The organism is Atopomonas hussainii (assembly GCF_900109735.1).
Taxonomy (GTDB): Bacteria; Pseudomonadota; Gammaproteobacteria; order Pseudomonadales; family Pseudomonadaceae; genus Atopomonas; species Atopomonas hussainii.
On sequence record NZ_FOAS01000023.1, the window covers coordinates 1 to 19,276 of the forward strand.

General features: G+C 60.4%; 15 protein-coding genes and 1 pseudogene. 13 read left to right on the forward strand and 3 right to left on the reverse strand.

Annotation, left to right across the window (positions count from 1 at the left end; all coding sequences use genetic code 11):
* Positions 1-208, reverse strand: a pseudogene (locus BMX80_RS16900) (IS5/IS1182 family transposase); the annotation flags it as partial.
* Positions 209-438: 230 nt separating this feature from the next.
* Between BMX80_RS16900 and pgi the strand changes: the two are divergent.
* The 8 genes from pgi (at position 439) to BMX80_RS16940 (ending at position 14,022) form a co-directional block, all read left to right on the forward strand.
* Complete coding sequence (gene pgi, locus BMX80_RS16905; protein ID WP_074870630.1) at positions 439-2,094, forward strand: glucose-6-phosphate isomerase; 1,656 nt, start codon at positions 439-441, stop codon at positions 2,092-2,094.
* Positions 2,095-2,249: 155 nt separating this feature from the next.
* Complete coding sequence (gene acs, locus BMX80_RS16910) at positions 2,250-4,184, forward strand: acetate--CoA ligase (protein ID WP_074870631.1); 1,935 nt, start codon at positions 2,250-2,252, stop codon at positions 4,182-4,184.
* Between the two features lie 110 nt (positions 4,185-4,294).
* Positions 4,295-5,473 (forward strand): acetyl-CoA C-acetyltransferase, encoded by a 1,179-nt coding sequence (locus BMX80_RS16915; RefSeq protein ID WP_074870633.1) that lies wholly within the window; start codon positions 4,295-4,297, stop codon positions 5,471-5,473.
* A gap of 267 nt (positions 5,474-5,740) precedes the next feature.
* A complete protein-coding gene (locus tag BMX80_RS16920; protein WP_074870635.1) occupies positions 5,741-8,410 on the forward strand; it encodes a DUF2339 domain-containing protein in 2,670 nt (889 codons plus the stop codon).
* Complete coding sequence (locus BMX80_RS16925) at positions 8,407-11,289, forward strand: DUF748 domain-containing protein (RefSeq protein WP_074870636.1); 2,883 nt, start codon at positions 8,407-8,409, stop codon at positions 11,287-11,289. Before BMX80_RS16920 ends, BMX80_RS16925 begins: the two co-directional genes overlap by 4 nt.
* Complete coding sequence (locus BMX80_RS16930; protein WP_074870638.1) at positions 11,286-11,579, forward strand: DUF2845 domain-containing protein; 294 nt, start codon at positions 11,286-11,288, stop codon at positions 11,577-11,579. Before BMX80_RS16925 ends, BMX80_RS16930 begins: the two co-directional genes overlap by 4 nt.
* Positions 11,580-11,587: 8 nt before the next feature.
* On the forward strand, positions 11,588-12,787 hold the full coding sequence (locus BMX80_RS16935; RefSeq protein ID WP_074870639.1) for a CaiB/BaiF CoA transferase family protein: 1,200 nt from the start codon (positions 11,588-11,590) through the stop codon (positions 12,785-12,787).
* A 524-nt stretch (positions 12,788-13,311) separates the two neighbouring features.
* Positions 13,312-14,022 (forward strand): hypothetical protein, encoded by a 711-nt coding sequence (locus tag BMX80_RS16940; RefSeq protein WP_074870641.1) that lies wholly within the window; start codon positions 13,312-13,314, stop codon positions 14,020-14,022.
* 135 nt (positions 14,023-14,157) lie between these two features.
* On the opposite strand, the gene tcdA is transcribed toward BMX80_RS16940, so the two are convergent.
* Positions 14,158-14,979: a tRNA cyclic N6-threonylcarbamoyladenosine(37) synthase TcdA gene (gene tcdA / locus BMX80_RS16945; protein ID WP_074870642.1), complete on the reverse strand. Its 822-nt coding sequence runs from the start codon at positions 14,977-14,979 to the stop codon at positions 14,158-14,160.
* Between the two features lie 95 nt (positions 14,980-15,074).
* Between tcdA and dapE the strand changes: the two genes are divergently transcribed.
* Genes dapE through BMX80_RS16960 form a run of 3 tightly spaced genes read left to right on the forward strand, consistent with a single transcriptional unit; the run spans position 15,075 to position 17,406 of the window.
* A complete protein-coding gene (dapE, locus tag BMX80_RS16950) occupies positions 15,075-16,223 on the forward strand; it encodes a succinyl-diaminopimelate desuccinylase (protein ID WP_074870643.1) in 1,149 nt (382 codons plus the stop codon).
* Between the two features lie 2 nt (positions 16,224-16,225).
* Positions 16,226-17,035, forward strand: coding sequence for a putative RNA methyltransferase (locus BMX80_RS16955; RefSeq protein ID WP_074870648.1), 810 nt, complete (start codon positions 16,226-16,228; stop codon positions 17,033-17,035).
* Between the two features lie 5 nt (positions 17,036-17,040).
* Positions 17,041-17,406: a hypothetical protein gene (locus BMX80_RS16960; protein ID WP_074870644.1), complete on the forward strand. Its 366-nt coding sequence runs from the start codon at positions 17,041-17,043 to the stop codon at positions 17,404-17,406.
* Between the two features lie 147 nt (positions 17,407-17,553).
* On the opposite strand, the gene BMX80_RS16965 is transcribed toward BMX80_RS16960, so the two are convergent.
* Entirely contained in the window at positions 17,554-18,312 is a 759-nt protein-coding gene (locus tag BMX80_RS16965; protein WP_074870646.1) for an SDR family oxidoreductase, read from the reverse strand.
* A 186-nt stretch (positions 18,313-18,498) separates the two neighbouring features.
* Here BMX80_RS16965 and BMX80_RS16970 point away from each other — a divergent pair, with 186 nt between their 5' ends.
* Both BMX80_RS16970 and BMX80_RS16975 read left to right on the forward strand, forming a co-directional pair.
* A complete protein-coding gene (locus BMX80_RS16970; RefSeq protein ID WP_074870647.1) occupies positions 18,499-19,053 on the forward strand; it encodes a transporter substrate-binding domain-containing protein in 555 nt (184 codons plus the stop codon).
* The coding region (locus BMX80_RS16975; protein ID WP_139214114.1) for a transposase at positions 19,005-19,276 on the forward strand (272 nt) is incomplete at its 3' end. The genes BMX80_RS16970 and BMX80_RS16975, both read left to right, overlap by 49 nt.

A 19,276-nucleotide genomic window follows, 5' to 3' on the forward strand; every position in this document is an offset into this window, starting at 1 on the left:
AGCACTGCTGCACAACGTACAAGCGAAGCATGCGTGGCAAACCAATGCTGGGACGCCCACGCTTGCCCGTGTTGTCTGCATAGAAGGGGGCAATCTGAGCTTCAAGCAAGGTCCAAGGCGTGAGCTGCTCAAGATCGCTGAGAAATCGATCGCGGCGTGTCAGCTTTTTCTTGCCGGCATATTCGGCTTCGGAAAAGGTTTTTTGCATGCGGCTGACTCAGGCGATGGGCTTCCCGCGATTGTGCCAGCCAAGAGAGCTGCTGAGGAATAAATCAGCGTTTCCCTAAGCCTCGCAAATAAGCTGATGCAATAGCGAAATGTCAGGACGTTTGAGTTTTTTTTTGTATGCTTGCGCACAACCGACAGCCCTTCCCCTGCCAAAAACAACGCTGGGCGTCATTCAACTCTGCTTGCCGTGTGATGGAGATTTTTCGAGCTATGCATTCGGTTCCCTACGCACTGGAACACCCTCTCTGGCACGCTTTGCAGCAAGAACGCGCAGCGCTTGAGCACTTCTCTTTGCGCGATGCCTTTGCCCAAGACCCGCAGCGTTTTGAGCGCTTCTCTATTAGTACCTGCGGGTTGTTTTTGGATTACTCCAAGAACCTGCTCGGCGCAGACACCTTAAGCAAGCTGGTGGCGCTGGCCGAGGCCTGCCAACTGCCATCGGCCATTCAGGCTTTGTTTAAAGGCGAGCCGTGGAATAACTCGGAAAAACGTCCGGCGCTGCATACTGCACTGCGCCGCCCGCTGGGCGATAAAGTACTGCTTGATGGCCACGACATCATGCCCGAGGTGCAATCGGTGCTGCACCGCATGAGCGAGATGGTCGGCAAGATCCACAACGGCCTGTGGCGCGGTTATAGCGAAGCGCCGATCACCGACGTGGTGAACATCGGCATTGGCGGCTCGTTCCTCGGCCCGCAGCTGGTCTCCGAAGCGCTGCTGCCGTTTGCTCAGCACGGCGTGCGCTGTCATTACCTGGCCAATATCGACGGCAGCGAATTCCGCGAAGTCAGCAGCCGCCTTAATGCCGCCACTACTTTATTCATTGTCTCGTCGAAATCCTTCGGCACCCTGGAAACCCTGAAAAACGCCCAAGCCGCGCGCGATTGGTATCTGGCCAAGGGCGGCGATGTGCAGCTGCTGCACCGCCACTTTATCGCCGTGTCGAGCAACACGCAGGCGGCGCTGGAGTTCGGTATCGCCGAGGAAAACATCTTCCCCATGTGGGATTGGGTCGGCGGGCGCTATTCGTTGTGGTCGGCGATCGGTTTGCCGATTGCGTTGGCCATCGGCATGTCCAACTTCAAAGAGCTGCTCTCCGGCGCTTATTGCATGGATGAGCACTTCGCCAGCGCGCCATTGGCAGAGAACATGCCGGTGATCCTCGGCCTGTTAGGCGTGTGGTACATCAATTTCTGGAATGCGCAGAGCCACGCGATTCTGCCGTACGACCACCACCTGCGGAACTTCACCCGCCACTTGCAACAGCTGGATATGGAGTCCAACGGCAAGACGGTACGCCGTAACGGCCAGCCCACGCAGAGCAGCACCGGCCCGGTGATCTGGGGTGGCGTCGGCTGTAACGGCCAGCACGCTTATCACCAGTTGCTGCACCAAGGCAGCCCGCTGATTCCCGCCGACTTTATTGTGCCGGTGACCAGCCACAACCCGCTGGCCGACCACCATCAGTGGTTGTACGCCAACTGCCTGTCGCAAAGCCAAGCGCTGATGCGCGGCAAAACCCTCGATGAAGCCCGCGCCGAACTACAGGGCCGTGGTTTACCTGCGGAAGAGGTAGAGGCGCTGGCACCGCATAAGGTGATCCCCGGCAATCGCCCCTCCAACACCCTAGTGCTGGAGCGCGTGTCGCCACGTCGCTTAGGCGCCTTGGTGGCTCTGTATGAGCACAAGGTGTTTGTGCAGAGCGTGATTTGGGACATCAACCCCTTCGACCAATGGGGCGTGGAGCTGGGCAAAGAGCTGGGCAAGAGCGTTTACGGACGCCTGACCGGGCATGACGACAGCCCCGCCGAAGATGCCTCCACGCAGGGCTTGATCAACTTCTTCCGCGGCCGCCATCGCGGTTAAACGCCGGTAGCACCTCACACAGCCCCACCCTAATGCGTGGGGCTGTTTTTTTTGCGCCCGCTACACTGAGCGCAAGCAAGCCAGGCTTTAAACCAAGCAGATGCTTGGTTACCATCCAGCACAGCCCCGCATAACAACAACAGGGAGTGACAAGCATGTTTGCCATCGAGCGCCATCCCGTCAGCGACAGTGTGCGCGCCCAAGCGCTGGTCAATAACGAGCAATACCAACAGCTCTATCAGCGTTCTATTAACGACCCCGACGGCTTCTGGCGTGAGCAAGCCGCCAGCCTCGACTGGTTTGCCCCGTGGCACACCCTAACCGAGAGCAACTTTCAAGAAGGCCAAGCCGCCTGGTTTATCGGCGGCAAGCTGAACGTCACCCACAACTGCATCGACCGCCACTTAGCCACCCGCGCCGATCAAGTGGCGATCATTTGGGAAGGCGACGACCCGCACGAATCCGCGCACATCACCTACCGCCAACTGCACGATAAGGTCTGCCGTCTAGCCAACGCGCTGAAAGCCCGTGGCGTGGAGAAAGGCCATCGCGTGTGCATTTACATGCCCATGGTGCCGGAAGCCGCCTACGCCATGCTGGCCTGCGCACGGATTGGCGCGATTCACTCGGTAGTGTTTGGTGGCTTCTCGCCCGATGCCCTGCGCGACCGCATTCTGGATGCCGATTGCACCTGCGTGATCACCGCTGACGAAGGCCTGCGCGGCGCCAAGCGCATCCCGCTGAAGAACAACGTCGACCAAGCCCTCAAGGACTGCCCCAACGTGCACACCACGCTGGTGGTGCAGCGCACCGAAGGCGATATCGCTTGGCACGCCGAGCGCGATATTTGGTACCACGACGCCGTGCGCGCGATGCCCAGCAACTGCCCGGCCGAGCCGATGGACAGCGAAGACCCGCTGTTTATCCTCTACACCTCCGGTTCCACCGGCACACCCAAAGGCGTGCTGCACACCACCGGCGGCTACCTGCTCGGCGCCAGCCTCACCTTCAAATACGTGTTCGACTACAAAGACGGCGAAATCTACTGGTGCACCGCCGATGTGGGCTGGATCACCGGGCACAGCTATATCGTCTACGGCCCGCTGGCCAATGGCGCGACCACCCTGATGTTCGAAGGCGTGCCGAATTACCCCGATACCTCGCGCTTCTGGCAGGTGATCGACAAGCACCAAGTAAACATCTTCTACACCGCGCCCACCGCCATTCGCGCCCTGATGCGTGACGGAGAAGCGCCGGTGAAAAAAACCAGCCGCGCCAGCCTGCGTTTGCTCGGCTCGGTGGGCGAACCGATCAACCCCGAGGCCTGGGAGTGGTACTACCACGTGGTGGGCGACACCCGCTGCCCGATTGTCGATACCTGGTGGCAGACCGAAACCGGCGCCATCATGATCAGCCCCCTGCCCGGCGCCACCGACCTCAAGCCGGGCTCCGCCACGCGTCCGTTCTTCGGTGTGCAGCCGGTGCTGCTGGATGAGCAAGGCCAAGAAATCGACGGCGCAGGCTCCGGCGTGTTAGCCATCAAAGCCAGCTGGCCGAGCCAGATTCGCAGCGTGTATGGCGACCACCAACGCTTGATCGACACCTACTTCAGCGCCTACCCCGGCTACTACTTCACCGGCGACGGCGCGCGCCGCGATGAAGACGGCTATTACTGGATCACCGGCCGCGTGGATGACGTGCTGAATGTCTCCGGCCACCGCATCGGCACCGCCGAGGTGGAAAGCGCCCTAGTGCTGCACGACGCCGTGGCCGAAGCCGCCGTGGTGGGCTACCCGCATGATGTGAAAGGCCAAGGCATCTACGCCTATGTCACGCCCATGGCTGGTATCGAACCGAGCGCCGCGCTGGAAGACGAGCTGCGCCAACTGGTCAGCAAAGAGATCGGCAGCTTCGCCAAACCAGACTTACTGCAATGGGCCCCGGCGCTGCCGAAAACCCGCTCCGGCAAGATCATGCGGCGCATCCTGCGCAAGATCGCCTGCAACGAGCTGGATAACCTGGGCGATACCTCGACGCTAGCCGATGAAGGCGTGGTCAATAGTCTGATCGACGCGCGACATAATCGTTAAGCGGCTTAGCGCGCTAACCGCGCCGCCTGTCCCAACGACCAGCCAGACTGGCCGGTCGCAAGCAGGGCCTCTATCCTAGAGGCCCTTTCTTTTGCCTGTGGACTATCGCCATGCAAGAAGTCGTCATCGTCGCCGCCTGCCGCACCGCCGTGGGTAGCTTTCAGGGCAGCCTGTCTGCCATCCCCGCTCACGAACTGGGCGCTGTGGTGATCCGCAAGCTGCTCGCCGACAGCGGCATTGCCCCGGAAAGCGTCGATGAAGTACTGCTCGGCCAAGTGCTCACCGCCGGCAGCGGGCAAAACCCGGCGCGCCAAGCGGCGATTGCCGGCGGCCTGCCGCACAGCGTACCGGCGATGACCATCAACAAGGTCTGCGGCTCGGGCCTGAAAGCCCTGCACTTAGGCGCGCAAGCGATTCGCTGCGGCGACGCCGAAATCATCATCGCCGGCGGCCAAGAAAACATGAGCCAAGCCCCGTACCTGATGCCCGCTGCCCGCACCGGCCAGCGCATGGGCCACGGCAAGCTGGTCGACAGCATGATTCAAGACGGCCTGTGGGATGCCTTTAACGACTACCACATGGGCATCACCGCCGAGAACTTGGTGGCCAAGTACGACATCAGCCGCGAAGCACAAGACGCCTTCGCCGCCGCTTCGCAGCAAAAGGCCGAAGCCGCACAAGCCGCTGGCCACTTTGCCGCCGAAATTGCTCCCGTGAGCATTCCGCAGCGCAAAGGCGAGCCGGTTGTGTTTGCCAGCGACGAGCAAATCCGCCCCGGCACCACCGCCGAAAGCCTCGGCAAACTGCGCCCCGCATTTAAGAAAGACGGCACTGTAACGGCTGGCAACGCGTCCACCCTTAACGATGGCGCCGCCGCCGTGCTGCTGATGAGCGCCAGCAAAGCCGCCGAACTGGGCCTGCCAGTGCTGGCGAAGATCGCCAGCTACGCCAACGCCGGTGTCGACCCCGCCATCATGGGCATTGGCCCCGTGTGCGCCAGCAACCGCGCGCTGGAAAAAGCCGGCTGGACAGCTGCCGAGCTGGACCTGATCGAAGCCAACGAAGCCTTCGCCGCGCAAGCCATCAGCGTGAACACCGAAATGGGCTGGGACACCAGCAAGGTCAACGTCAACGGCGGCGCCATTGCTATCGGCCACCCGATTGGTGCCAGCGGCTGCCGTATTCTGGTCACCCTGCTGCACGAAATGCAGCGCCGCGATGCCAAGAAGGGCTTGGCCACGTTGTGCATTGGTGGTGGGCAGGGTGTGGCCCTAACTTTGGCGCGCTAAAAAGACACTGATTAACTGGCTACACCGCACAAGCACTGCGTTACGCGGTGCTCGCCAGCTCGCCTAGCAAAAGCTATGTCTCACTGGCTGCGCTCCGGGCGCCTTGTGCTTGAGCCGTTCGCCAACTTAATCAGCGCCTTAAACGCCTATAAGCGCCCCTTGGGGTGCACAGCAACGGCGGCTAAACTCGGATTAGCCGCCGTTTTTATTGCTCGCCATAAAGCGCGCAACGCAGCGATATCTTTTGTGCAGCTTTAAGGACAATGCATGCTCAACCCCGTTCTTCTGGCCATCGCGGGCGCTTTGCTCGGTGGTTTCACCCCCGAACCCGCCCTTGGCGTGCCCACCTTTGCCCTGCTCGGCTACCTGTTTGGTCGCCAACGCGAGCAAAGCAGCCAGCTTGATGCCCTCCGCCAGCAGCTAGAGCAGCTCAAGCGCCGCGCTGATAAGCCGGAGGCTAAAGCCGAGCAGTCCGAGGTTAAGCCGGCACAGCCCGCCTTTAGCCAAACGCCCGCGGCGAGCAACATGCCCCCTGAGCAACCCAAGCCGGCGGCCAGCGAAGAACTGGATTGGAGCCTGCCCGAAGAACTCGTCCAGCCCGCCGCCAGCATTCGCAAACCGACCACCAACGACCAGCCTATAGCCCCGCCTCAGCCAGAACCGGCTGAACTGGATTGGCTTGAACGCCTGCTGCAACAAGGCTGGCAATGGCTGATCGGCGGCAACCCGGCGGTAAAAGTCGGTTTAGTGCTGCTGTTCTTCGGCGTGGGCTTTTTGCTGCGCTATGCCAGCGAGCACATTGAGGTGTCGATCGCCTGGCGCTTAACCGGCGTCGCCGCTGGTGCGTTTGGCTTACTGGCGCTCGGTTGGTGGCTACGCCACAGCCAGCGGCTATACGCCTTACTGCTGCAAGGCGGCGCCATTGGCTTGCTGTACATGATGGTGTTTGCCGCACTGCGCCTGTATCAACTGCTCGACCCCACGCTGGCCTTCGGCCTGCTGTGCGCCTTGGCGGTGCTCAGCGCCACCCTTGCACTGCGCCAAGATGCCCGCGCACTGGCCAGCTTTGCCTTAGCCGGCGGCTTTCTTGCGCCTATTTTGGCCAGCACCGGGCAAGGCAGCCACGTTCAGCTGTTTGCCTATTACGCAGTGCTCAACCTGTGCTTAGTCACTATTGCTTGGCGCAAACACTGGCGCGAGCTGAACCTGCTGGGTTTTGCCTTCACCTTTGTGATCGGCGTGCTGTGGGGCGTTAACCAATATCGCCCGGCCTTGCTGGCCAGCACCGAGCCGTTCCTGCTGCTGTTCTTTGCCATCTACCTAGCCATCAGCGTGCGCTTTCCGCTGCAAAAAGCCGGGCAACCGTGGCTGGATAACACCTTGCTGTTCGGCACCCCTATGGCCTTTACCGGCTTGCAGTATTTGCTGCTGTGGGATCAGCAAGATTGGCTGGCCCTAAGCTGCCTACTCAGCGGTGCCGTATATGCCGGTGTGTATTGGCTGGTGCGCCAACAAGCGCCGCAACTGCTCAAAGAAGCGCTGCTGGGGATTGCCTTAGTGCTAGCCAGCATCAGCATTCCGCTGGCCCTATCCGGCGATTGGACGGCCATCACCTGGGCGCTGGAAGGCGCACTGCTACTGCGTTTTGCCCTGCTGCAACAGCGGCACTGGTCGATCATCATCAGCCTGCTGCTGCAAATCGGCGCGTGGCTCAGTCTGCTGGATATGCCTTACCAAGCGCACAGCTGGCTGGATAGCCGCTTCTATTGCGCGCTGATTCTCAGCTTGTGCCTGCTGTGCAGCGCCTTGTGGTTGGCGCGCCATAGCGGCCAACTGGCGTTAGCCGGGCTGCGTTGGGGCGCACTCAAGCTACCGCTGCTGATCTTAGGTTTTGCCCTGTGGTTGATCAGCTGGGGCTGGCAGCTCGACGCCCTGCTCAATCACCAACTGCGCTGGTTGGCCTTAGCGTTACTGCTAGTCGCCAGCACGGCGCTAGGTCTGCTGGCCGCGCGCCTGCTGCGTTTTAATGGCTTTGCCCTGCTACAGGATGCCAGCGCTTGGCTGCTGGCCGCCCTCACGCTGATCTACGCCAGCCAATATCAGCTGCTGGATGGCCACGGCCTGTGGCTCTGGCCACTGCTGGCCGTGGGCCACAGCGCACTCTTGTTGATCAGCCAAGGCAGCCCACGCGCGATTATTAGCCGGCACTTTAGTAACGGCCTATGGCTGCTGCTGTTAGGCGCGTTAATGCTCGATCAAACCCTCGCCGACACACTGCTCAGTCTTGGCGAGCGCCTGGCCATTCAATTGCTGCTGTTTAGCGCCATCACTGCCGCCTTGCCCTATGCGCCCCTGCAACTCGGCCAGCCGAGCTATCGGGCGCACTTGCCTAAACTCAGCGCCGTCGTAGCCTTAGTGCTGTGGTTGTTACTCTGCGAGCGCGACCCCAGCCAGCAAGTGTTAAGCCTACTGCCGGTGTTTAACCTGCTGGATATCAGCCAAATCGCTGCCCTCGTGGTGCTCTGGCGCATGGCCCAGCAAAGCCTCCCTGCCGAGGCCAACAAGCTCGCCCTCGGCGCCGGCTTTGTGCTGCTGAACCTAATTGGCCTGCGCGCCGGCACCTTGGTTTGGCAACTACCGTGGCAATTGGATGTCCTATGGGCGGATGGCGCCGTGCAAACCCTACTGGCATTTTTGTGGACGGCCGCCGGCATGCTCGCCATGCTGCTGTCACGGCAAAAAAATTCCCGCGTCTACTGGTTTGCCGGCGCGGCGCTGCTGGGGCTCACCGTCATCAAGTTGTTTGCCATCGACTTAGGGCAAAGCGGCACCCTGACCCGTATCATTAGTTTTATCGGCGTGGGCGTGCTCTTGTTGGTCATCGGCTACCTTTCCCCGTTACCGCCCAGCCAAACCACCGCTAAGGAAGCGCCATGAACCAAGCCACCAAACCCGCCAGCCGCTGGATTAGCCGACTCCTCGTGCTATTCAGCCTGTGGTGTTTATTGGGCTTTTTAGTGGTGCCCGGCGTCGTACTGCATGTGGGCAAACAGCAGCTTGCCCAATGGGTAAAAGTGCCCAGCAGCCTAGAGCGCGTGGGCTTTAACCCCTTCACCTTAGAGCTAGAAGTGCACAACCTCTGGCTGGGCGAGCCCGAGCAACCCATCACCGGCTTTCGTCAACTCAAAGCCAATGTCGCGTGGCGCAGCCTGTGGTCTGGCGTGCTTATTCTCGAGCGCGTGCAACTCAAAGGCCTGCGGCATAACGCCGTGTTTAACCCCGAGGGCCAGTTCAATCTGCTCGCCGCACTCAACCTGCCAGAGCGCGACGAAAGCCCCAAAGAAGATAGCCAGCCCTTCCCGCTACGCATCGAACACATCCAGCTAGAAGCCGACAGCATTGCCTTTAACGATCAGCGGCAAACCCCGGCGGTCGCGTTCGACCTCAGCCCGCTGTCGCTCAGCCTGCATAACCTCAGCACCCTGCCGGATGAGCAAGGCGAACTCACCTTGAGCGCACACAGCCCGCATGGCGCCGAGCTGAACTGGCAAGGACAGCTGAGCCTGCTGCCGCTACGCAGCCAAGGTCACCTGAGCATTGCCAACATTCCCCTACCGGTGTGGTGGCCCTACGCGCAAGACAGCGTGGCGCTGAACCTCAGCCAAGGCAGCTTAAGCGTGGCCAGTGACTACCAGCTCGACCTGCGCGAGGCCTTTGAGCTGCAATTAAGCCAACTGCAAGGCCAGCTGAAAAACCTCGCTGTGGCGGTTAAGCCGCAGCCTGAAGCCAATGCCCAGCTCGCCCAACTGAGCATGACAGGCGCCAGCCTTAACCTGCAAAAGCGCCGCCTGCACTTAGGCACGATTGAAAGCCAAGGCCTCAAACTGGCCGCGCAGCGCTTTAAAGATGGCCGTATAGACTGGCAAGCACTGGCCGGCAGCAACACTGACGAGAAACCCGCCGAGCCTAAAAAGCCTGCCAACAACGACGCCAGCCCCGCGTGGCAGATCAGCCTGAAAAAGCTCAGCGTGAGCGACTACAACGCCCTCCTCATCGACCAAGTGCCGGATAACCCCGTTAAGCACACCGTCGGCCCGCTGAGCCTGTCGGTGGCCGATTACCGCAGCGATAAAGCCACCCCGCTGCCAGTCACGCTAACAACCGAGCTGGGCAAAAAAGGCACGCTAGAAGTCAGCGGCCAACTGCAACCGGCGCCGCTTAAAGCCACGCTGAGCGCCAAAGCCACGCGGCTGGATTTACGTCAGCTGCAGCAATACATAGCGCCGTTTGTGCGGGTAGAAATCCGTAGCGGCTGGCTCGACACCAGCCTTGCCATTAACGCCAGCGACAGCCCCAAGCTGGCGATTAACGTGCAAGGCCAAGCCAGCATCGACCAGCTGCACACCCTCGACACCCTCAAGGGCCGCGACTTACTGCGCTGGCAGAAGGTCGAGGTTAACGGCATCGACTTTGCCCATGAGCAGCACGCCAAGATCAGTGAGATCGTCCTGCACAAGCCCTTCGCGCGCTTTATCGTCAACGAAGACCGCAGCACCAACCTAAGCCAACTGGTGATCGCCCAAGAGGCCACCGGCCCTAAGCCAGAAAACCCCAACCCATTGGCCATCGAGCTGGGCAGCATTCGCTTGGTCGATGGCAGCGCCAACTTTGCCGACTTCTCGCTAGAGCCCGAGTTTGACGCCGGCATCGAGCAATTAAGCGGCCATATCAAAGGCATCAGCAGCACCAGCAAAGCGCCCGCGGTGATCGACATCAAAGGCAAAATCGACCGCTACGCGCCCGCCCTGTTCGCCGGCACCCTAACGCCCTTCGACCCGCTGAATAAGCTCGATATGCAAGTCAGCTTTAACAAGGTCGAACTGACCACGCTCACCCCCTATTCCGGCAAGTTCGCCGGCTACAGCATCCGCAAGGGGCGCATGAGCCTGAACCTGAATTACAAAATCGAAGACGGCCGCTTAAAAGCCGAGAACAAAATTCTGCTGGAGAAGTTGCAGCTCGGCGAACAGGTCGATAGCCCCGATGCCGTCAAACTGCCGGTGCGCTTAGGCCTAGCGCTGATGACCGATGCCGACGGCAATATCGATCTGGATATACCCATCACCGGCAACCTCAACGACCCGCAGTTCCGCGTTGCGCCTTTGGTGTTTAAAGCCATTGGCAACCTAATTGCCAAAGCTGCCGCCAGCCCGTTTAAGCTGCTCGGCGGCTTGCTACCGGGGGATAACACCAACCTCGGCGAAGTGGCCTTTAGCGCCGGCTCGTTCGAGCTGAATAACAGCGCGCAAAAAAGCCTCAGCCAACTGGCCGAAGCACTGAAGCAAAAGCCCGTGCTGCGCTTAGAAATTGAAGGCGTGGCCGCCCGCGACCCAGACAGCCTGCCCGAAGCGCAAAAGCGTCTGGAGCGCGAGCTTAAACGCGGCTACTACCGCATTCTGCAGCGCCGTGGCGAAGACGTGCCCGACAGCCGCTTAGCCGTCACCGTGCCCGATGACTTCCGCCCCGCCCTGCTGGCAACGATTTACCGCGAGCGCATCGGCCAGCCACCCGCCGACTGGCAAAATCGCAGCGACAGCGAACAAGCCCAGCAGGCCGAACAGGCACTGGTGGCCTTCTGGCAAAACAGTGAAGTACTGCTGCGTAAACTCGGCCAAGCGCGCAGCACCGCGATTAAAAACTTCTTGGTGGATAGCCAAGGCCTCGCGCCCGAGCGCCTGTTCCTGCTCGATGCGCGTATTGTCGAAGCCGGCGATAAACAGTCCGTCACGTCGCCCCTGCACTTGGAGGTGCAATGAAAGCCATCCCGCTTAGCCTCACCCTACTCGCCGGCCTGCTCATGGCCAGCCAAGCCCACGCCATGCGCTGCGGCAGCAAGCTGGTCAACGAAGGCGACTTAGCCTTTGAAGTGCTCGAGCGCTGCGGCGAGCCAAAGAGCCGCGACATCGTCGGTTACACCTTAAGTTACGACCAGCGCCGCGAGTTCAAGATCGAAGAGTGGATCTACGGCCCCAAAAGCGGCGTGTACTACATCCTCAATTTTGAAGGCACCCGCCTGCACCGCATCGAAACCCGCCGCAAACAGTAAGGACAGCCATGCACAGCGCCGCCAAGCCCCTTCAGGGTGTCAAAGTCATTGAACTCGGCAGCCTCATCGCCGGGCCGTTTGCCACCCGCATCATGGGCGAATTTGGCGCCGAGGTGATCAAGGTCGAATCGCCCGATGGCGGCGACCCGCTGCGCAAGTGGCGCAAGCTCTACGAAGGCACCTCGCTGTGGTGGTTCGTGCAGGCGCGCAACAAACAGTCGCTGACCCTTAACCTCAAGCACGACAGCGGCAAGCAGATACTCCGCGAACTGCTCGCCGAGGCCGATGTGCTGGTCGAAAACTTTCGCCCCGGCGTGCTGGAAAAACTCGGCTTCGGCTGGGACGAGCTGCATAAGCTCAACCCCAAACTGGTCATGCTACGCATGAGCGGCTTCGGCCAGACCGGGCCGATGAAAGACCAACCCGGCTTTGGCGCCGTAGGCGAATCGCTCGGCGGCCTGCGTTATATCACCGGCTTCGATGACCGCCCGCCAGTGCGCACGGGGATTTCTATCGGCGACTCCATCGCCGCGCTATGGGGCGTGATCGGCGCGCTAATGGCGCTACGGCACCGCGAAGTGAACGGCGGCCTCGGGCAGATGGTCGATGTGGCCCTGTATGAAGCCGTGTTCGCGATGATGGAATCCATGGTGCCGGAGTTCGACGTGTTCGGTTTTATCCGCGAGCGCACCGGCAACATCATGCCCGGCATCACCCCCTCGTCGGTGCACACCAGCGCCGACGGCAAACATGTGCAGATCAGCGCCAACGGCGACGCCATCTTCCAACGCTTTGCCCGCGCCATGGGCCGCGACGATTTAGCCAGCGACCCCACGCTGGCCGACAACGCCGGCCGCGACGCCCGCCGCGCCGAGCTATACAGCTTGATCGACGCCTGGGTAGCCAGCCTGCCGCAAGCCGAAGTGCTGGCCAAATTGGAAGCCGCCGAAGTACCCGCCAGCCCCATCTACAACATCGAAGACATGCTGCGCGACCCACAATTTCTCGCCCGCGAGATGTTTATCCAAGGCGAGCTACCCGGCGGCAAAGCCTTCAAAATGCCCGGCATCATCCCCAAACTCTCCGCCACCCCCGGGAGCAGCGAACACGTCGGCCCCGCCCTCGGCGAGCACAACCAGAGCATTTTGAGCCGCTTGGGTTACAACAGCGAAGATATTGAGCGGTTAAAGCAACAAGGGGCGATTTAAACGTAGGGCGGGTTAGCCAAAGGCGTAACCCGCCGAGCGGTGGTTAGGCCCGCGCAATCGTTACGTTATGTGTCGCGATTAAGATGACCGATGCATAACGTGAAACAGGGGCTGCGCGGGTCAAATGACCCGCACTACATGGTGGCTACATGGCTAAGAACAAGTGGGGCCCAAGTTGAGGACATGACAATCAAAGCAGATATCCCCCAAGCAAGAGAAAGAAAAATCAAGGCGGAACCATGGCCCAAGAAATAAGCCAATGTGAACGTATTGGGACCAATCCGAAGTGGCCTTCCTACAAAAGCGTGCTGGCCCGAATTAACAGAGTGCCGGATCACGAAGTATTTCATCGAGATTCCATTCGTGAGTACGTTATGCGTGAAGATGTACTGCCGACGCGACAGATGCCTAACAGAAGCAATATCACAGACAGTACGGCTGAATGGCTTGCGTGCATTCAAGCACACCGCGCATTGGCAACAGCACCTTGTAATCCAAAGTGGGTATCAGAGTTAGCGTACTGGATGCGCTACTACCAAGTAGGTATCGGCCAAGATTATTTCTGGCATCAGCAATATCGCACTTTGTCTCCCGAGCAATCGATTGAGGCGGGGCTCCGGATGTTTAGCATCCAAACCGCCACCAATATGATGGCCGCCATGGCAATTCTGGGTTGGAAGGACGCTGTTATTCATCAGGGTTACCTCACCCATGCTGCACTCAATCGTGGGTATCAGCTGGTGATTGAGTACGAAGAAGAGCACAGGCGCGCCCATGCCTTTATGTTGCGACTGTTTGCCGATTGGGTCGGTGATACTTCACACCAGTGGCCTGATTATGCTTACGACGAGCCAATCTATGAGGCCTTACTATCCCGCTGGCGCACTCTTAATCCCGACGATCTGCTGCCCTGCTTGCTAGCTGCCTGTGACCGCCACACGTGGCAAACCGGCAAAGTGAGCCAGAAAAACGCCTACGACTTTAATCAAGACTGGCACTTGGAGCGTGTGCCGGTGGAGATCCTCTACATCCTGCGCTTACGCGAATGGGAGGGATTGCCCAATCCACAGAAGATTGAGCACCCACTTATGACCGCACCTTTTGACCAACTGCCGCCAGAGCAGCCAATCCCCAAGCTAGATGAGCTCATGCAAGGCGTACTGAAACGAGCCCGCGAAGACTGGCCGCAATATGACGCAGTGCTCTCGTTAGAAGCGCTTAAACAAGCACTGTAACCCTGTAGGGCGGGTCATTTGACCCGCGCGGGCTTTCTTCTCGACACACACCGAGTGTGCTTGATGTGGCGCCTAACGTGGCTTATCCACCCGCCGAACCACCGCTCGGCGGGTTACGCCTGCGGCTAACCCGCCCTACATATCCCCCGCTGGTTTAACCCGCTTACTCGGCCGCACCGCTTTGCCCGCGACGATTTTATCCACCGCCTTGGCCACCGCTGCAAAGCCAAAGCTGGCGGTAACCATAGTCACGGCGCCAAAGCCGCCGGCGCAGTCTAGGCGCACGCCTTCGCCGGTAAAGGTTTTTTGCTGGCACACCGAGCCATCGGGCTTTGGGTAACGCAGCTGCTCGCTGGAGAACACGCACGGCACGCCCCAGTTGCGCGAAGGGTTGCGCGAGTAGTGATAGTCGCGGCGCAGCAGCGAGCGCACTTTAGCGGCCAGTGGGTCGTTAAAGGTTTTGTTTAAATCGGCCACTTGGATTTGCGTGGGGTCCACCTGCCCGCCCGCGCCGCCGGTGGTGATCAGCGGAATCTTGCGCCGCTTGCACCAGGCAATCAGGCCGACTTTGGCCTGCACGCTGTCGATGCAGTCGATGACAAAATCCAACTCATCGTGCAAGCAGGCAGCCATGGTATCGGCGGTAACAAACTCGGCCACCGCGTGCACACGGCAATCGGGGTTAATGGCTTGAATGCGCGCGGCCATGGCATCCACCTTCAGCTCGCCCACGCTGCCGGCGAGCGCGTGAATCTGCCGGTTGGTGTTGGTCACGCAAATGTCGTCCAGATCAATCAGGCTAATCTCGCCCACGCCGCTGCGTGCCAAGGCCTCCGCAGCCCAGCTGCCCACCCCGCCAATGCCCACCACCGCCACGTGGCTGGCGGCCAAACGCGCCAAGCCTTCTTGGCCGTATAACCGGGCAATGCCGCCAAAGCGTGGGTTGTCGTGCTGCATGAGTGGCTCCGCTGGCTGGGATTGGATGGCCGCGCATTATAGGCATTCTGGTAACATTCGCCCCGCCTTACCTGCCGAACAGCCCTGGAGTTTGCATGACCACCCTGACGCCCACCCTGGAACTGGCCTTCGATCTGATCCGTCGCGCCTCTGTCACCCCAGACGACGAAGGCTGTCAGGACGTGATGATGCAGCGCCTCAAAGCCTGCGGCTTTGAGCTTGAGCCGATGCGCATCGAAGAAGTGGATAACTTCTGGGCCAAGCGCTCGGGCCAAGGCCAAGACGGCCCCGTGCTGTGCTTCGCCGGCCACACCGACGTGGTGCCCACCGGCCCACTCAATGCGTGGCAGTACCCGCCGTTTGAGCCGCTGATCGACGAACACGGCATGCTCTGCGGGCGTGGCGCGGCAGACATGAAAGGCTCGCTGGCCTCAATGATTATCGCCGTGGAGCGTTTTGTCGCCGACTACCCCGCGCACAAAGGTGCGATCAGCTTTCTGATCACCAGTGATGAAGAAGGCCCTGCCCTACACGGCACCCGTGCGGTGGTCGACCGCCTTGCGGCGCGTAAAGAGCGCTTGGACTGGTGCATCGTCGGCGAGCCATCGAGCACCTCGCAGCTGGGCGATATCGTGAAAAACGGTCGCCGTGGCTCGCTGAACGGCAAGCTCACCGTGCGTGGCACCCAAGGCCACGTGGCCTACCCGCACTTGGCGAAGAACCCCATCCACCTCGCCGCCGGCGCTTTGGCCGAACTGGCCGCGATTGAGTGGGATCAGGGCAACGAGTTCTTCCCGCCGACCAGCTTCCAGATCTCTAATCTAAACAGCGGCACCGGCGCCACCAACGTGATTCCCGGCGAGCTGAGCTGCCTGTTTAACTTCCGCTTCTGCACCGAATCCACGGTGGAAAGCCTGCAACAGCGCCTCACCGCTGTGCTGGATAAGCACAACTTGGATTGGCACATCGACTGGCAGCTGTCGGGCCTGCCCTTCCTCACCGAGCCGGGCGAGTTGCTTGCCGCGGTGAGCGACAGCATTAAAGCCGTGACGGGCCGCGACACCACGCCCTCCACCACCGGCGGCACCTCAGACGGGCGCTTTATTGCCACCTTAGGCACCCAAGTGGTCGAAATCGGCCCGCTGAACGCCACCATTCACCAGCTTAACGAGCGCATTAAAGCCAGCGATCTCGACCTGCTGACCGAGATTTACTACCAGACGCTGGTAAGGCTGCTCGCCTAATGCTGCTCGCCTGCCCCCTCTGCCAAGACCTGCTAAGCCCTGCCGAGCAAGGCCTAAGCTGCGCCAACGGCCACCGTTTTGATCGCGCGCGGCAGGGCTATTTCAACCTGCTGCCGGTGCAGCACAAGAAAAGCCGCGCCCCCGGCGACAACCCGCAAATGGTCGAGGCGCGTCGACACTTTTTAGCCGCTGGGCATTACGCCCCACTGGCACAAGGCTTGGTCGAGCGGGCGCAAACGCTGAACCCCAAGCGCTGGCTGGATATCGGCTGCGGCGAAGGCTATTACACCGCCGCCATCGCCCACGCCCTGCCACAGGCCGATGGCCACGCGCTGGATATCTCCCGCGATGCGGTCAAACGCGCCTGCCGTTTAGCGCCCGAGGTAGCTTGGCTGGTCGCCAGCATGGCCCGCGTGCCGATGCCCAGCGCCAGCTGCGACTTGCTGCTCAGCGTGTTTAGCCCACTGGATTACGCCGAAGCCATCCGCCTGCTCGCCCCCGGCGGCCACTTGCTGCGCTTAGGCCCCACCAGCGAACACCTGCTGGAGCTGCGCGAGAAGATCTACGACGAAGTGCGCCGCTACGATGACGCCAAGCATTTAACCGATCTGCCCGCGCAGCTAGCCCTCACCGACAGCGGCCAGCTGAGTTTTGAGCTCACCCTGAACAACCCCGCAGACCGCGCCAACCTGCTGGCCATGACGCCGCACGGCTGGCGCGCCAGCGAGGCCAAACGCCAAGCGGTGATCGCCGAGCCGCTCGTGGTGCGCGTGGCGGTGCGCTACGATGTGTTGCAACGCTTACCTGAGTAAACCGCATGACGCCGGATATTGAGATCTACATCAAAGAGGCCGACTTCGCCGCCGTGCACGCCTGGCTAGTCAGCGCTATCGGCACCGGCAGCGAGGTTATCCGCAAAGGACAAACCCAACAGTGCACGCTGGCCGGCATACCCGTGATGTGGACAGCAAAGGCCGCCGGCCGCTGGCACAGCCTGTGGCTGCAAAGCGACAACACGCCGTGGGCCGATGACCTCGCCTGCGCCACGGCCGCCAGTGCCGCACTGGGCGTGCCAGTACGCTGCGTACCCGGCAGCTGGAACGAGGCCGATGGCGAGGCCACCGCCGATGACTGGCTGGAAGTTAAAGACGGCAGCGCTAACCCCATCACCTGGCGGATATAAGGTTAAACACCAACTATCCGCCTCACTCCGGCATCGCTTGAAACGGCACGTGTCTAGCTTTCGGCTAGCAGCCTCTAGTTAAGGCAGGCTGCTAGCAAAAAAGAAAACCCAACCGTTTTCACCGCAAACATCCAACGTCTTAGCGACTTAGATAGCAGTAGCGCCGCCATCAACCGGCAAGGCAACGCCGGTGGTGAAGCCGGCAGCGTCGCTGCACAGATAGAGCACGGCAGCCGCCACTTCTTCGACCTTGCCCACACGACCAACCGGATGCATGGCAGCGGCGAACTCGGCTTTTTTCGGGTCGGCTTCATAGGCACGGCGGAACATGTCGGTGTCGATCACTGCCGGGCAGATGGCATTGACGCGGACTTTTTTCTTCGCGTATTCGATGGCGGCTGACTTGGTCAGGCCGATCACCGCGTGCTTGCTGGCGCTGTAAATAGACATCTTCGGCGCCGCACCTAAACCCGCCACCGACGCGGTATTCACGATCACCCCGCCGCGCTCGCTAAGCAGCGGCAGCTGGGCACGCAGGCACAGCCAAACGCCTTTGACGTTAACGTCCATGATGGCGTCGTATTCGGCTTCAGTACCGAACTCCAACTTACCCTTTTCAATCTCGATGCCGGCGTTATTGAAGGCGAAGTCCAGCTGGCCGTAGTTATCCAGCACAGCTTGGTGCAGCGCGGCTACGTCTTCGGCTTTGCTCACGTTGCAAGCCACAAACACGGCCTCGCCGCCGGCCTCACGAATCAGCGCGACGGTTTGTTCGCCGCCCTGCGCATCCACATCACTGACCACGACCTTGGCGCCGGCCAGCGCAAATGCCTGCGCGGTGGCGCGGCCAATGCCGTTAGCCGCTCCTGTAATTAACGCAACGCGTCCAGCAAATTGTGCAGACATCACCACCTCCAAATTGATAAAAGCCTTAGCACGCTAAGCCAGCCTAGGCTTTAGTAAAACCACCATTAACTGTGACGACATAGCCCTATGCGCACCACGAATGCTTTGTTGGGATTTTTCCCCCATGTCTGCCTGCTGGCGGCTCTCCTCTTGTTGCCAAGTGTGCAGGCGAGCACTGTTGCCAGCATGGATATCAGCCAAGAGCTACACACTGATGACTTCGAGCAAATCCTAAAACGCCGCACCCTGCGCATTCTGGTGGTTTACAGCCCCACGTTTTATTTCATCGACAAAGGCCAACCCAAAGGGTTGACCTACGAGGCCATGGAAAGCTTCGTTAAACAGCTCAACCAAAAACACCACACAGGCAAGCTACCGATTAAGGCCATGTACATTCCCGTGCACCGCGATGAACTGATTCCAGCCCTGCAAGCAGGCCGCGGCGACATTGCTGCGGCCAACTTGACCATTACCCCAGAGCGCAGCAAGCAGGTGGCGTTTTCCAAGCCCTTTGCCGACCACGTCCACGAGGTGTTGGTGCAAGGCAGCGCGGCGAAGCCCATCACCAGCGTGCAAGGTTTAAGTGGCGCGTCGGTCTATGTGCGCAAAAGCTCTAGGGAAACGCTGATTTATTCCTCAGCAGCTCTCTTGGCTGGCACAATCGCGGGAAGCCCATCGCCTGAGTCAGCCGCATGCAAAAAACCTTTTCCGAAGCCGAATATGCCGGCAAGAAAAAGCTGACACGCCGCGATCGATTTCTCAGCGATCTTGAGCAGCTCACGCCTTGGACCTTGCTTGAAGCTCAGATTGCCCCCTTCTATGCAGACAACACGGGCAAGCGTGGGCGTCCCAGCATTGGTTTGCCACGCATGCTTCGCTTGTACGTTGTGCAGCAGTGCTTTGGTCTTTCGGACGAAGGCACAGAAGATGCGGTTTACGACAGTCAGGCTATTCGCGGCTTTGT

Excerpts from the sequence above, each read along its gene's own strand:
- pgi (WP_074870630.1), top strand. The coding sequence starts at position 439 with ATGCATTCGGTTCCCTACGCACTGGAACACCCTCTCTGGCACGCTTTG.
- acs (WP_074870631.1), top strand. The coding sequence starts at position 2,250 with ATGTTTGCCATCGAGCGCCATCCCGTCAGCGACAGTGTGCGCGCCCAA.
- BMX80_RS16915 (WP_074870633.1), top strand. The coding sequence starts at position 4,295 with ATGCAAGAAGTCGTCATCGTCGCCGCCTGCCGCACCGCCGTGGGTAGC.
- BMX80_RS16920 (WP_074870635.1), top strand. The coding sequence starts at position 5,741 with ATGCTCAACCCCGTTCTTCTGGCCATCGCGGGCGCTTTGCTCGGTGGT.
- BMX80_RS16925 (WP_074870636.1), top strand. The coding sequence starts at position 8,407 with ATGAACCAAGCCACCAAACCCGCCAGCCGCTGGATTAGCCGACTCCTC.
- BMX80_RS16930 (WP_074870638.1), top strand. The coding sequence starts at position 11,286 with ATGAAAGCCATCCCGCTTAGCCTCACCCTACTCGCCGGCCTGCTCATG.
- BMX80_RS16935 (WP_074870639.1), top strand. The coding sequence starts at position 11,588 with ATGCACAGCGCCGCCAAGCCCCTTCAGGGTGTCAAAGTCATTGAACTC.
- BMX80_RS16940 (WP_074870641.1), top strand. The coding sequence starts at position 13,312 with ATGCGCTACTACCAAGTAGGTATCGGCCAAGATTATTTCTGGCATCAG.
- tcdA (WP_074870642.1), bottom strand. The coding sequence starts at position 14,979 with ATGCAGCACGACAACCCACGCTTTGGCGGCATTGCCCGGTTATACGGC.
- dapE (WP_074870643.1), top strand. The coding sequence starts at position 15,075 with ATGACCACCCTGACGCCCACCCTGGAACTGGCCTTCGATCTGATCCGT.
- BMX80_RS16960 (WP_074870644.1), top strand. The coding sequence starts at position 17,041 with ATGACGCCGGATATTGAGATCTACATCAAAGAGGCCGACTTCGCCGCC.
- BMX80_RS16965 (WP_074870646.1), bottom strand. The coding sequence starts at position 18,312 with ATGTCTGCACAATTTGCTGGACGCGTTGCGTTAATTACAGGAGCGGCT.
- BMX80_RS16970 (WP_074870647.1), top strand. The coding sequence starts at position 18,499 with ATGGATATCAGCCAAGAGCTACACACTGATGACTTCGAGCAAATCCTA.